This window comes from Mycolicibacterium helvum, assembly GCF_010731895.1.
Taxonomy (GTDB): Bacteria; Actinomycetota; Actinomycetes; order Mycobacteriales; family Mycobacteriaceae; genus Mycobacterium; species Mycobacterium helvum.
This window is the reverse complement of the sequence record NZ_AP022596.1, coordinates 2,902,457-2,915,791: the sequence shown is the minus strand read 5'-3', so window position 1 is coordinate 2,915,791 and position 13,335 is coordinate 2,902,457. Positions and strand designations below refer to the sequence as shown.

Annotated in this window: 15 protein-coding genes; 2 read left to right on the top strand and 13 right to left on the bottom strand. The window is 67.1% G+C overall.

The genetic code is table 11. The features are described 5' to 3' along the window. Positions 1–2: 2 nt before the first annotated feature. The 10 genes from panD to ftsH form a co-directional block, all read right to left on the bottom strand. Positions 3–419, bottom strand: coding sequence for an aspartate 1-decarboxylase (gene panD / locus G6N38_RS13600; RefSeq protein ID WP_163751999.1), 417 nt, complete (start codon positions 417–419; stop codon positions 3–5). Further along, positions 419–1,372 carry a pantoate--beta-alanine ligase gene (gene panC / locus G6N38_RS13595; protein WP_163748132.1) on the bottom strand — a complete coding sequence of 318 codons (954 nt, stop codon included), beginning with the start codon at positions 1,370–1,372 and terminating at the stop codon, positions 419–421. The genes panD and panC overlap by 1 nt, the downstream gene beginning before the upstream one ends. Continuing rightward, a complete protein-coding gene (locus G6N38_RS13590; RefSeq protein ID WP_163748129.1) occupies positions 1,345–2,280 on the bottom strand; it encodes a Rossmann-like and DUF2520 domain-containing protein in 936 nt (311 codons plus the stop codon). Before G6N38_RS13590 ends, panC begins: the two co-directional genes overlap by 28 nt. Positions 2,281–2,398: 118 nt before the next feature. Next, positions 2,399–3,676: a DUF6779 domain-containing protein gene (locus G6N38_RS13585; RefSeq protein WP_163748127.1), complete on the bottom strand. Its 1,278-nt coding sequence runs from the start codon at positions 3,674–3,676 to the stop codon at positions 2,399–2,401. A gap of 87 nt (positions 3,677–3,763) precedes the next feature. Continuing rightward, positions 3,764–4,237, bottom strand: a complete 474-nt coding sequence (locus G6N38_RS13580; RefSeq protein WP_163748125.1) for a DUF3180 domain-containing protein — start codon at positions 4,235–4,237, stop codon at positions 3,764–3,766. Then, on the bottom strand, positions 4,237–4,800 hold the full coding sequence (folK, locus tag G6N38_RS13575) for a 2-amino-4-hydroxy-6-hydroxymethyldihydropteridine diphosphokinase (RefSeq protein WP_163748122.1): 564 nt from the start codon (positions 4,798–4,800) through the stop codon (positions 4,237–4,239). Before folK ends, G6N38_RS13580 begins: the two co-directional genes overlap by 1 nt. After that, positions 4,797–5,198 carry a dihydroneopterin aldolase gene (folB, locus tag G6N38_RS13570; protein ID WP_163748102.1) on the bottom strand — a complete coding sequence of 134 codons (402 nt, stop codon included), beginning with the start codon at positions 5,196–5,198 and terminating at the stop codon, positions 4,797–4,799. The genes folK and folB overlap by 4 nt, the downstream gene beginning before the upstream one ends. Continuing rightward, on the bottom strand, positions 5,191–6,027 hold the full coding sequence (folP, locus tag G6N38_RS13565) for a dihydropteroate synthase (protein WP_179968522.1): 837 nt from the start codon (positions 6,025–6,027) through the stop codon (positions 5,191–5,193). The genes folB and folP overlap by 8 nt, the downstream gene beginning before the upstream one ends. Beyond that, a complete protein-coding gene (gene folE / locus G6N38_RS13560; RefSeq protein WP_163748100.1) occupies positions 6,024–6,626 on the bottom strand; it encodes a GTP cyclohydrolase I FolE in 603 nt (200 codons plus the stop codon). Before folE ends, folP begins: the two co-directional genes overlap by 4 nt. 18 nt (positions 6,627–6,644) lie before the next feature. Next, positions 6,645–8,957, bottom strand: coding sequence for an ATP-dependent zinc metalloprotease FtsH (gene ftsH, locus G6N38_RS13555; RefSeq protein WP_163748098.1), 2,313 nt, complete (start codon positions 8,955–8,957; stop codon positions 6,645–6,647). 174 nt (positions 8,958–9,131) lie between these two features. On the opposite strand from ftsH, the gene G6N38_RS13550 reads away from it, so the two are divergent. Beyond that, positions 9,132–10,034, top strand: coding sequence for an alpha/beta fold hydrolase (locus tag G6N38_RS13550; protein WP_163748097.1), 903 nt, complete (start codon positions 9,132–9,134; stop codon positions 10,032–10,034). Further along, complete coding sequence (locus tag G6N38_RS13545; protein ID WP_163748096.1) at positions 10,031–11,218, top strand: LLM class flavin-dependent oxidoreductase; 1,188 nt, start codon at positions 10,031–10,033, stop codon at positions 11,216–11,218. The genes G6N38_RS13550 and G6N38_RS13545 overlap by 4 nt, the downstream gene beginning before the upstream one ends. On the opposite strand, the gene G6N38_RS13540 is transcribed toward G6N38_RS13545, so the two are convergent. From G6N38_RS13540 to G6N38_RS13530, 3 genes are all read right to left on the bottom strand, one after another. Then, positions 11,211–11,624, bottom strand: a complete 414-nt coding sequence (locus tag G6N38_RS13540; protein ID WP_163748094.1) for a Clp protease N-terminal domain-containing protein — start codon at positions 11,622–11,624, stop codon at positions 11,211–11,213. The two genes, G6N38_RS13545 and G6N38_RS13540, sit on opposite strands and share 8 nt — an antisense overlap. Positions 11,625–11,793: 169 nt before the next feature. After that, positions 11,794–12,339, bottom strand: coding sequence for a TetR/AcrR family transcriptional regulator (locus G6N38_RS13535; RefSeq protein WP_246227899.1), 546 nt, complete (start codon positions 12,337–12,339; stop codon positions 11,794–11,796). A gap of 202 nt (positions 12,340–12,541) precedes the next feature. Next, positions 12,542–13,324: an MBL fold metallo-hydrolase gene (locus G6N38_RS13530; protein ID WP_163748092.1), complete on the bottom strand. Its 783-nt coding sequence runs from the start codon at positions 13,322–13,324 to the stop codon at positions 12,542–12,544. Between the last annotated feature and the right edge of the window lie 11 nt (positions 13,325–13,335).

Here is a 13,335-nt window from a genome sequence, read left to right as displayed (position 1 = left end):
GGCTATCCCACCGTCCGAGGCGACAGCAGGTCGGTGACGTCATCGGGCACGAATGCCGGGTCGTCACCGATGTCGATCTGCCGATTGTCGGCGTCGACGAACACCACCCGCGGCCGGTAGGGTCGCGCCTCCGCATCGTCCATGACGCCATAGGCGATCAGAATGACCAGATCACCCGGGTGGACCAGATGAGCTGCCGCACCATTGATTCCGATCACTCCAGTGCCGCGCTGCCCGGTGATTACGTAGGTCTCGAGGCGCGCGCCGTTGTCGATGTCGACGATCGTCACCTGCTCACCTTCGAGCAGGTCGGCGGCGTCCATCAAGTCGGCGTCGACGGTGACAGATCCAACGTAGTGCAGATCGGCGTGCGTGACGGTGGCGCGGTGAATCTTGGACTTCAACATCGTCCGAAACATCAATTTCTCCAGGTTATTTCGTTGCGCTCACCATTGCCGACACCGTGCGGAGCGGTGTCGGTCGACAGGTCGACAGCGATGTTGTCCAGCAGCCTGGTGGTACCGAGGCGGGCGGCGACCAGCAGCCGGCCCGGACCGTAGGCGGGCGCGGGTTCCAGTTGCGGGCCACGCACTTCCAGGTAGTCGAGCTCGAAGGCGGGGACCTCGTCGAGGACCGCTCGGGCCGCATCCAGCGCCGCGTCAGCACCTCCGGCGGCGGCGTACATCCCGGCCAGAAGCGCCGCCGACAACGCACCGGCTTGCTCGCGTTCATCGGCGGTGAGGTAGCGGTTGCGCGACGACATGGCCAGACCGTCGGACTCCCGCACGATCGGCACACCGACGATGCGGACGTCGACGTTGAGGTCGTCGACCATCTGCCGGATCAAGGCCAGCTGCTGGTAGTCCTTCTCACCGAAGAACGCGCGATCCGGCCGCACGATCTGCAGCAGTTTCAACACGACTGTCAGCATGCCGGCGAAATGCCCTGGCCGCGAGGAACCTTCGAGTTGGACGCCCAACGGACCTGGGTGCACCGTGGTCCGCGGGCCGAACGGATACATCGCCGATACGTTCGGCGTGAACACCACCTCGACTCCTTCGGCGCGCAACAGCTCGAGGTCGGAGTCCAGGGTGCGCGGATAGGCGTCGAGGTCTTCGCTGGGCCCAAACTGCAAGGGGTTGACGAAGATCGACACCACGACAACCGCGCCGGGCACTCGCTTGGCGGAACGAACCAGCGCCAGATGACCGTCGTGCAGCGCACCCATGGTCGGCACCAGCATCACCCGCCGTCCGGTGTGTCGCAGCGCGCGAGTGACGTCGGATACGGCCGTCGGCGACGGGTACACGTTGAGCTGCCCGGCGGTGAACTGTGGGCCGGCCTTCACCGCCGCCGTCCTTGCCCTGACCATTCGGCCAACACCTCAACAACCTCCTCCGGAGCGTGCGCACGCTGGGCGGTGCGCAGCGAGTTCGCGCAATATGCTTGCGCCAGTTCAGAATCCACCTTGTCAAGGGCGGCGAGATGACTCGCGACAGCGGCGGCGTCGCCGCGCGCCACCGGTCCGGTCAATGCCGCCTGGCCGCGCTGCAGAGTGTTCTCCAGCGCGGCGCGGGCCAACGGTCCAACGATCCGTTCCGCCAGTCCACCGGGGGCATCGACGACGAGTTCCTGTCCGAGCAACTCCTGCCCGGACAGGGAAGAGCGAAGTGCTGCCAGTGCGTCAGCCAGCACTGTGACGATGTGGTTGCTCGCGTGCGCCAAGGCCGCGTGGTAAAGCGTTCGCGCGTCTTCCCGGACGCCGAACGGCTCACCGCCGATCTCCAGCACCAGCGACTGGGCGATGGCGTAGCCGATCTCGTCGGCCGCGGTGACGCCGAAGCAACTGTCGGACAGCCGCGCTATGTCCTCGTCTGCACCGGTGAACGTCATCGCGGGGTGAATGGCCAGCGGGACACAGCCCTGCTCGGCCAATGGAGCCAGGATCGCCACTCCGTTCGCGCCCGAGGTGTGCACGACAATGGTTCCGCGGCGCACCGCCCCGGTCGTGGCCAGGCCGTTGATCAACCCGGGCAGTTCGGAGTCCGGCACGGTGAGCAGCAGTAGCTCGGCCCGGTCGGCGACGTCTGGGACCGGCAGGATCTCGGTGTCGGGAAGTCGCCGCTCGGCGAGCCCGCGCGATGTCGCCGAGATCGCGCTGCACGCGACCACCACATGCTCGGCACGTTCCAGTGCCACGCCGAGTGCGGTACCGACGCGTCCGGCTGAGACGATGCCGACCTTGAGCCGAGCCGGGCGCAAGCCGCTGGGGGTCCCCACGTAGACGACCTCGCTGACGTCAATGAGTGTGTTCGTTCCGGTCCTGTGGCGGGTACCGGACGGTCTTCACAACTCTAACCTGGCCCACTTGACTGTCTTGCTCCTCCTGCGCCGGAGGTCAATCTTCGCGCCGCCGGCGGCCGCCACCATCCTGTGTGCCGTTCGCCTGCAGCCGGGCCAGCAGGTCGGCGACCGACGGGCCACCAATCTGCTCGCCGTCGCGGGCCCTTCTCCGCGGCGGCTCTTCCTCGGGCGCACCGCGGTGCCGCGCGGGTGGCTGTGGCACCTCCGTGTCCGGCTGGCCGTAACTGGAACCGCCGACCGAATGGCGGGCCCGCGGGCCGACGGGTTCAGACTGCGGTCCGGCGGCCGGTGCGGCTTCTTCCGGCGGGGTCCAGTGCCTGCCGCGCGGCTCGGCGGCCGGCGTGCCGGCAGCAGCCGACGGGACGACGATGCCGCTGGCGGAGTTCGCCACCCAATTGCTGTCGGGCGCGCCCGGCGGCAACCATCGGCCGTCGGCATTCACCGGCCGCCATTCCGGTGCCTCGCGGGCGGGAGGTTTTTCTGCCGCCAAGGCCGCGGCCGCAGCCGCGACATCGGATTGTGGTTCCGGCCCCGGGGGCTCAGGCGGGGGCGGCGCAGATGGCCGTTGATCAGGCTGTTCACCGTTCTCCGACGGCCGGCGATGCGATCCCCCCAGCGTGGGCTCGGGCTCGGGCGCGGGCTCAGCCCGGCGACGACGACGCGGCGAGGGCGGCGGCGGGGCATACGGCGACGGCGGGACCAGCGGTTCTTCGGGAACGTCGATGATCGGGCTCTCCGCGGTCACAGGGCGGCTGCCGGTGTCCTCGGGGCGCACCGGTGTGATGCGGCTGCTCTCGACACGCCCGGGCACCGGCGGCATGGTCGTCGTGTCACGGGTCCAGTCCCCGCCCCGATCGCCCTCGAGTGCGGGCCGGTCGCCCAGGTCGGCATCGAACAGGATCTCCAGGTTGGCCCGCAGTGCGGCCAACTCCGAGCGCAAGGCTGCGACCTCATCGGCAGCCTGCGCGCGCAGCTCGGAGGCCAGCTCACGGCGCAGATGCGACTCGACGCTCAGCTCGTATTCGCGGCGCGCCGAGATCTCGCGGTCAAGCTGCAGGTCGTAGACCAGTTTCAGGTCGCGCGCCCGGGCGGCGTCGAGATCGCTTTGCCTGCGGTAGATGACCGATACGAACGCCGCGATCACGGCCGCCCACAACGACAGAATGACCGCCAGCTTGAGCAGCTCGGCGCGGTTGGTGAAGACCAACGCGGAACTGGCCGCAATGGCTAGGACTAGCAACACCGTCAAGAGCAGCCAACCCGGCCTGCGGCCGCCGCGCCGATTCCTGGCGCCGCGGGACAGAACGGTCATGGGGTGACTGTACCCGCGCGATGTCCTCCCGCGTGTCGTCGAGCTGCGGCGATTCGCCCCCAGGGACCCCCAGAGAGCTCTGTGGGACTACTCCGGGGCAGCGTCGGGGTCGTCGGTCGGGTCGCCGGGCGACTTGCAGCAATGCTGCAGCCAGACCGCCGCCACGACCAGAGCCAAGGCGCTCAAGGCCGCTATCGCAGCACCCGGGATGAAGCTGGCGGCCACCTGCTCGCTACGGCGGAACAACAGGTAGACCAGCACGCCGCTCCACCAGCCCAGCATCAGCGCCCCGACCCACGCCGAAGCCTTGGCCACCACCACGCTGCGCGCCACGGTCAACGGGTGCAGCCGGCCGACACCGACACCGATCTGCCCGTCACCGATCTTGGCTCGCACCGACACCGCCCAGCCGGCCTCGATCGCGGCGACGGCCAGCAACGACAACCCGGTCCAGAGCGTGATCGGCGGGAAGTAGCGGTAGAGGACCCGCATCAGTAGCCAAGTCAGGATCGCGACGCCGACGACAGCGGCGGTGAGATCGCGTTTGCGTGTCGGCCCCATCAGGCCTCGGGTTCTGGGTCGGTTGGGGCGTGGTGGCCCAACCCCAGCACCAGGCCGGTCAAGCGGACACCGTCCCGGTCGACTGGCTCGAGCTCGGTCAGCAGGCGGTCGACGCGCTGGGATTCACCGGCGACGGTGAGTTCGGCGTCCGGGTCGACGGCCAGCCACGGCACCATCACGAAGGCCCGCAGATGGGCCAGCGGATGCGGCAGCGTCAAGCCCTCGTCGCGGGAGAACACCTCGACGCCGCCAGCCGGAGACGTGTCGTAACAGGCGACGAGATCGACATCGAGGGTGCGCGGTCCCCACTTCTCCTCGCGGACGCGTTCGTTCGCATCTTCCAGCGCCTGTGCGCGCCGCAACCATTCGTGTTCGTCGGCACCGGGGTCGTCGGCGATCACGATCGCGTTGAGGAACGCTCCCTGCTCCACACCACCCCAGGCGTCGGTCTCGTAGACCGGTGAAAGTGCGCGCACCGAGACACCGAGTCCGTCGACGGCGGCCTGCAGCCGCGCCATCCGGTCGCCGAGGTTGGAGCCGATGGACAGCACCACCCGCGTCATAGGCCACCTCCGAGCGGCACGATCTGGCCCCGTCCCCCACGCCGAGATCGGCGCGCGACGACCGCAACATCTTTGAACGACAATGGGATTGGCGCGTCAGGTTTGTGCACGACCACTTCGACCGCGTGCACTCGCTGGTCGGTCATCACGTCCTCGGCTATCTCCGCGGCGACCGTCTCGATCAGATTGCGCGCCGGCCCGCCGACGATCGCGGCGGCCCGCTGGGCGAGCGTGCCGTAGTCGTAGGTGTCGCCGAGGTCGTCGCTGGCGGCAGCCGCGGCCAGATCGATCCACACGGTGATGTCGATGACGAAGTCCTGCCCGTCACGGCGCTCGTGATCGAACACGCCGTGATTGCCGCGGACGGTGAGACCACGCAGTTCGATGCGATCAGCCATCCGCGTCCTCCCATGCCCGTACCACTTTCAGCGCGTCCGCACTGGCGCGCACGTCGTGCACGCGGACACCCCACACCCCGCCCTGCCCGGCCAAGGCCGAGATCACCGCGGTGGCGGTCTCGCGTCCGTCCGGTGGCCGAATGGTCCCATCGGCTTCGGCGAGCAGCGCACCGAGGAACCTCTTGCGGCTGGCCCCGACGAGCACCGGAATGCCGGTGGCGACAAACTCGGGAAGCGCGCGCAACAGGGCCCAATTGTGTTGCGCGGTCTTAGCGAATCCCAGTCCCGGATCGATGATCAGGTTCTCGTGGTCGACCCCGGCGGCGACGGCCGCCTCGACACCGGCGAGTAGTTCGTCGCGCACCTCGGCAACGACGTCCCCATAGACCGGCGCCTCGTGGGGATGATCGGCGCGCACCGAACGCCAGTGCATCAACACCCACGGCACCTTGGCCTCGGCCACCAGCGGGGCCATGGCCGGATCAGCCCTGCCGCCCGACACGTCGTTGACGATGCTCGCGCCGCTGTCGAGGGCGGCGGCCGCCACTGCCGCGTGCATGGTGTCAATGCTCACGGTAATACCTTGAGTGGCAAGCTCTTTGATGACAGGGACGACGCGGGCGGCTTCCACGGCGGCGTCGATACGTACCGCACCCGGCCGGGTGGATTCACCGCCGACGTCGACGATGGCGGCACCCTGGGCAGCCAGGGCCAGCCCCTGCTCCACGGCGCGGGTCGGATCGAGATAGCGTCCACCGTCGGAGAAAGAGTCGTCGGTGACGTTGACAACCCCCATCACCAGCGTGCGCGGCCTGTGTGAATGCGTCATTTACGCAGGATGAGATCCAGCGCCTCGGCTCGGGATGCCTTGTCGGTCTTGAACTGTCCACGCACCGCCGAAGTCGTGGTGATGGCCCCCGCCTTGCGCACGCCGCGCATCGCCATGCACAGATGCTCGGCCTCGATGACAACGATGACCCCGCGGGGGTTGAGCTTGCGCATGATCGCATCGGCGATCTGCCCGGTCAGCCGCTCCTGCACCTGCGGGCGCTTGGCGTACAGGTCGACCACCCTGGCCAGCTTCGACAGACCGGTGATGCGTCCGTCCTTACCGGGGATGTAGCCGACGTGCGCCATTCCGTGGAAGGCCACCAGGTGGTGTTCGCAGGTCGAGTACATCGGGATCTGCTTGACCAGCACCAGTTCGTCGTGCTGCTCGTCGAACGTGGTCTCCAGCACCGCATCTGGGTCGGTGTATAGGCCGGCGAAGATCTCCTGGAACGCCCGCGCAACGCGGGCCGGGGTATCCACCAGACCGGGCCGATCGGGATCCTCGCCGACCGCCAACAGCAATTCTCGAACGGCCGCCTCGGCCCGCGGCTGATCGAACACCGGGCTGTCCACTGTGACCGAATTCGGCTGCGGCATCGAAGCTCCGTCCGTCATTTAACCGTTGTCCGGTGCTTTCGACCGACCACCGTCGTCGCCCGGATCCTGTTGAGGCCCATTAGGACCGGCGTGGCGCGGGGCAGGCTGCGGCTGATACGGCGGATATGGCTGGCCCTGTTGCGGACCCGGCGGTGCCCACCCCTGCGGCGGCGGGTACCAATAGCCGCCCTGCGGCGGCGGTCCCCCGGGCGGCCAGCCGGGGGCGTGCCAACCGGCCGGTGCCCCGTAGTCGGGCTGAGTCGAGCCGGGCTGGGCGGGGGGCTGCGGGCCGCTGCGCGCGCCGTTACCGTTTCCGCCGTTGCCACTGCTGGTCTGCTGGGCCTGTGCCGCGGCGCTGGCCTGGGCGATCGCCTTCTTGAAGGCCGGCTCGGGCATCGGCTTGGGCCACGGCTCACCGCGTTCGATGGCCAGTTCGCCGGGCGTCTTGATCGGCGGTTTGTCGGACGGGATGCGCCCACCGAAGTCGTCGAACACCGTCAGGCGGGGCCGCTTCTTCACGTCACCGAAGATGGCTTCCAGCTCCTTGCGGTGCAGTGTTTCCTTCTCCAGCAGCTCACCGGCCAGCGTGTCCAGCACGTCGCGGTACTCGGTGAGAATTGTCCACGCCTCGGTGTGGGCGGCCTCGATGAGCTTGCGGACCTCGTCGTCGATGTCGCGGGCGACCTCGTGGGAGTAATCGGACTGGGTGCCCATCGTGCGGCCCAGGAACGGATCACCGTGTTCGGTGCCGTACTTGACGGCGCCCAGCTTGGCGCTCATGCCGTACTCGGTGACCATCGCGCGGGCGATCTTGGTGGCCTGATCGATATCGGACACCGCACCGGTGGTCGGCTCGCGGAACACCAACTCCTCGGCGGCGCGGCCACCCATCGCGAACACCAGCCGGGCGATCATCTCCGAGCGCGTCATCAGGCCCTTGTCGTCCTCGGGCACCGACACGGCGTGGCCGCCGGTGCGCCCGCGGGCCAGGATCGTCACCTTGTAGATCGGCTCGATGTCGGGCATCGCCCACGCCGCCAGGGTGTGACCACCCTCGTGGTAGGCAGTGATCTTCTTTTCCAGCTCACTGATGACGCGACCCTTGCGGCGCGGCCCACCGATCACCCGGTCGACGGCTTCCTCAAGCGCGGCAGCGGTGATGATGGTGCCGTTCTCGCGCGCGGTGAGCAGCGCGGCTTCGTTGATGACGTTGGCCAGGTCGGCGCCGGACATGCCGACGGTGCGCTTGGCCAGGCCATCAAGGTCGGCATCGGGAGCCATCGGCTTGCCCTGCGAGTGCACCCGCAGCACAGCCTTGCGGCCGGCCAGGTCCGGGCTGGACACCGGGATCTGGCGGTCGAAACGTCCGGGGCGCAGCAGCGCGGGATCGAGGATGTCGGGGCGGTTGGTCGCCGCGATCAGGATCACGCCCTGCCGGTCGCCGAAGCCGTCCATCTCCACGAGCAACTGGTTGAGGGTCTGCTCGCGTTCGTCGTGGCCGCCGCCCATCCCGGCGCCGCGCTGACGGCCGACGGCGTCGATCTCGTCGACGAAGATGATGCACGGGCTGTTCTGCTTGGCCTGCTCGAACATGTCGCGCACCCGCGAGGCGCCGACACCGACGAACATCTCGACGAAGTCCGAACCAGAAATCGTGAAGAACGGAACCCCAGCCTCACCAGCCACGGCGCGGGCCAGCAGCGTCTTGCCGGTACCGGGCGGGCCGTAGAGCAGCACGCCCTTGGGAATCTTGGCGCCCAACGCTTGATAACGCGACGGGTTCTGCAAGAAGTCCTTGATCTCGTAGAGCTCCTCGACAGCCTCATCGACACCTGCGACGTCGGCGAAGGTGGTCTTGGGCATGTCTTTGCCGAGCTGCTTGGCCTTGGACTTGCCGAACCCGAAGCCCATCCGGCCACCGGTCTGCATGCGGGAGAACAGCACGAACAAGCCGACCAGGAGCAGCAGCGGCAGCATGTAGACCAGTAGCGAACCCAGGATGCTGCCCTGGTTGACGGTGGTGTTGGTCTTGACGTTCTTGGCGCTCAGCGCGTTGAACAGGTCGACCGCGTACCCGGTCGGGTACTTGGTGATGACCTTGTTCGAGTTTTCGGTGTCGCCGTTACCGTTCTTGAGTTCGAGACGCAGCTGCTGTTCGCGGTCGTCGATCTGCGCGCTCTTGACGTTGTCACTGTTGATCTGCGTCATCGCAACCGAGGTGTCGACGGGTTTGAAACCCCTGGTGTCGTCACTGAAATAGAAGAATGACCAGCCGAGCAGCAGCACGACGGCGATTACCGTGAGTGTGCGGATCACGTTTTTGCGGTTCATCAAGCATCGGCCTGTGCGGCCCGGTCCTTCCGATATGCGCAGCTGGGATAGTTCAGGCTACCGCTTGACCAACGTCGGCAAGTGCCCCCAGGGTTTCCACCCTCCGCTAGTCGGTGTTCGCTGTGCGCCGAATCGGCCCTTCCGGGTAGATCGAAGCTGTGCTTGGCTGGCACGGTGCTCGCTCCAACCGAACAGTTAGTTGACGGTGACGGAGTTCGGCTGCGGGTCACCGAAGCCGGCGATCGGGGCGCACCCGTAGTGATTCTGGCGCACGGCTTCCCCGAGCTGGCTTACTCCTGGCGACACCAAATCCCGGCGCTGGCCCAGGCCGGCTACCACGTGCTTGCTCCTGACCAGCGCGGCTACGGCGGATCGTCGGCTCCGGACGCGGTCGAGGCTTACGACATCCATGCCCTCACCGGCGACCTGGTCGGGCTGCTCGACTCGGAAATTGGCGGAGGCGCCGGCCGAGCCGTGTTCATCGGCCACGATTGGGGCGCCATGGTGGTCTGGTACACCGCGCTGCTGCACGCCGACCGGGTCCGCGCGGTTGCGGGCCTGAGCGTCCCGCCGATTCCCCGGGCGCGGACCCGCCCCACCCTGCGGTGGCGGGAGAAGTTCGGCGACGACTTCTACATGCTGCGCTTCCAGGAGCCGGGCAAGGCCGACGCCGAGATGGCCGCCGACGTGGCCACCACCATGCGCGGGACGTTCAACAACCTGACCGGACCGGATGCACCACCGGGCTGGCTCAGCGACGAGGAGTTCGAGCACTACGTGACCGAGTTCAGCAGAACCGGATTCACCGGAGCGCTGAACTGGTACCGGAACTACGACCGTAACTGGGAGTCCACACCGGCGCTGGCCGACGCCCGCATCGGGGTACCCGCGCTGTTCGTCGGCGGTACAGCCGACCCGATCGGGCCGACGATGAACCCGGCACGCGCCCGCGAGGTGGTCGCCGGTCCCTACACCGAGAAGTGGATCGAGGGCGCCGGGCACTGGTTGCAGCAGGAGCGCCCCGACGACGTGAACCGGATCTTGCTGGAATTCTTGACCGAAGTGGAGTCGTCATGACGAACAGGCCGCTGAACTTCGGAGTGTTCATCACGCCGTTTCACCCGGTCGGCCAATCCCCCACCGTCGCACTGGAATACGACCTCGAGCGGACCGTCGCACTGGATCGGCTCGGCTTCGACGAGGCATGGTTCGGCGAGCACCACTCCGGTGGATATGAGCTGATCGCCTGCCCGGAGGTGTTCATCGCCGCGGCCGCCGAACGCACCAAACACATCCGACTGGGCACCGGGGTGGTGTCGTTGCCCTACCACCACCCGTTGATGGTGGCCGACCGCTGGGTGTTGCTCGACCACCTGACCCGCGGCCGGGTCATGTTCGGCACCGGACCCGGCGCGCTGCCGTCGGATGCCTACATGATGGGCATCGATCCGGTCGAGCAGCGGCGGATGATGCAGGAGTCGTTGGATGCCATCCTGGCGTTGTTCCGCGCTGGACCCGACGAGCGTGTCGACCGACAGTCCGATTGGTTCACCCTGCGCGATGCGGCGCTGCACATCCGGCCCTACACCTGGCCATATCCCGAAATATCAACCGCAGCAATGGTTTCCCCTTCCGGGCCACGACTGGCCGGCCAGCTGGGCACCTCGCTTCTGTCGTTGTCGATGTCGGTGCCCGGCGGTTTCGCGGCGTTGGAGGACGCCTGGGGAATCGTGGTGGACCAGGCCGCCAAATCCGGTCGGCCGGAGCCCGACCGCGCCACCTGGCGGGTGCTGGGCATCATGCACCTGGCCGACACCCGCGATCAGGCCATCGACGACTGCACCTATGGGCTTCAGGATTTTGCGAACTACTTCGGCGCCGCCGGCTTCGTCCCGCTGTCCAACGAGGTCGAGGCGGCCGAACAGTCCCCGCGCCAGTTCGTCGCCGATTACGCCGCCGGCGGTGGCTGCTGTATCGGAACCCCCGACGATGCGATCGCCTATATCAGTGACCTGTTGGAGCGCTCGGGTGGCTTCGGCACCTTCCTGATGCTCGGCCACGACTGGGCCGACCCGCAGGCCACCTACCATTCCTATGAGTTGTTCGCCCGTAAAGTCATGCCGCACTTCAAGGGCCAGTTGCGTTCCACCGAGGCGTCACATGATTGGGCGCAACGCAAGCGCGACGACCTGTTCGGCCGCGCCGGCGAGGCCATCATGAAGGCCATCGGCGATCATGTGGGCGAGCAGTCCACTAGTTGACTTCCGGCGGAAGAATTGCCGCACACAACTGTTGGATGTAACTCAGATGACCAAGCTCGGCCAAAATGCGGCGCGCGATCGCGCCCTCGGCCCGGCTTACCGCCAGCCACAGGTGATCGAGGCCGGTCACCGGGGATCGGGCATCCCGGGCAAGGTCGGCAGCATCGACGAGCACCGCCTTGGCATGTGAGCTGAAGGTCAGGTGGACGTAGCGGGGCGACTCCCGCCAGCGAGCGCCGGTGATCTGCTCGAACTGCTGTTGAATCGTCTCGACGGTTACCGCACGTTCGTGAAGTGCCGAGCTGACCGCATTTGCGGGGTCGGCAACCAACCCCATCAGTACGTGTGCGGATCCAACGACGTCACTGGCGTAACCGTAGGCCGCGTGGTGCGCCCGGCTTAGCACAACCCGACCTTCAGAACTCAGACCGAGGAGCGCACCCGCAACGCGCGCCGCCGCGATTTCCTCACCAGGAAATGGCTTTCCAGCAACCATACTTACGTATTGTACAATATTCACATATGGTGCCGCTCCCGGGACTGAGCCAGGCCTGGCGAGACCCCGGCGCGGGGCATTAGTTTCTGAATTCACCGTAACGAAGCAGCGTATTCACCGACTCTTCCCAGCGGCGCAGCTGCTCCGGTGTCCAGAGTGGTTCTGGCAGGTGACGGTCGATATGCCGACGGAGGATGATGGCACCGAACACCAGGATCGTCGGGTTCAACGCCGCCCAGACCAGATCGAGATCCTCTCGTGTGACTCCGCTCTCAGCCAGCTGCCGCCAATGGCTCAACACGATAGTCACCGTCGCGTCAAAAAACGCTATGCCGGACTCAGTGCCATCAACTAGCAAACGAGCGAGATAATCGACGACAGCCCGGTGGTCGGATAGCAGCGACCCCACCCTGCGGCCCATTTCCAGCACCGCGTCGGTGGGCGATTCGGGCAACGACTGAGTCATCGCGGCACCGATCACCGTCATCGCATGCGCATCGACAGCCCCGATCAACCCGTCCTTCGAGCCGAAATGGTGCTGTACCAATCCCACCGACACACCCGCGGAGTCCGCGATCATCTGCAGTGTTGCCTCGGAGGCGCTCTGTTGGGAAAACACCTCCATCGCAGCGTCGAGGATCCGGTCATACCTCGACTGGTCAGAGCGACTCCGGGAGTTCACAGATCTCCTTTCACGTTGCCGAGCGTTGGCCTGTCCTCGATAACGACCATAGGGGTCCGCGATTTGCGCCGCAGCTACACCACGAAGGGCAAGCAATGTAGTTGACGACGGGCGATCACCCGCTCAGCCGTGCCAGCGGCCGGTCCTAAACCCCGGTTGGCTCGCCCGGGATGAGCCAGCGGACCCGACCGCCGATATCGGCGTTCGACAGTATCTGGCGCGCACCGGTTTCCGGATCCCGAAAGTGGGTCCAGCCCTCGTAGTGCACCGGGACGACGACCCGCGGGTGTAGCAGGCGGATCAACTCGGCGCCGTCGCGCGCGGTCATCGTGAAGCGGACCGGCCCGGTGAACCCGAACCGCACGCCGCCGAGGTGCAGCAGGGCGACATCGATCGGTATCCGCTGCGCGACCTCGCGCAGGCCGTCGTAAAGCACAGTGTCCCCCGACATCCACAGCGCGGCGGTGTCCTCGCCCTGGCGGTACAGCGCAAAACCGTTGACCTTGCCCGCGATCAGCCGACTGAACTTCGGGCCGTGCCGGCCTGGCGTGGCGGTGACTGTCAGCGGTGCGCGGCCCGGCGCTTCCAGAGTCGTCGACTCCCAGTCCGCCAAGCCGCGTGCCGTCAGCGGAGCCAGCCGGCGGGCAGCAGGCACCGTGGTGATCACCGTGCCTGCCTGCCCGAGCATTGCGCGGCCGGCGTCGTCGAGATTATCGGCGTGCTGGTCGTGGCTGAGCAGCACCGCATCGACCGGTGCCACGACTTCGAGCGGCCGGGCCGGACCGGCGACCTTGCGCGACGACGTGCCCCAACCGAACGTGTAACGCCGGCCTGGCGGATCGAACGTCGGATCGGTCAGGATGCGCCACCCGTCGATCTCGATCAGCGTGGTGGGGCCGCCGAGGTGGGTGAGCACAATCTTCGACATGTCAAAAATCT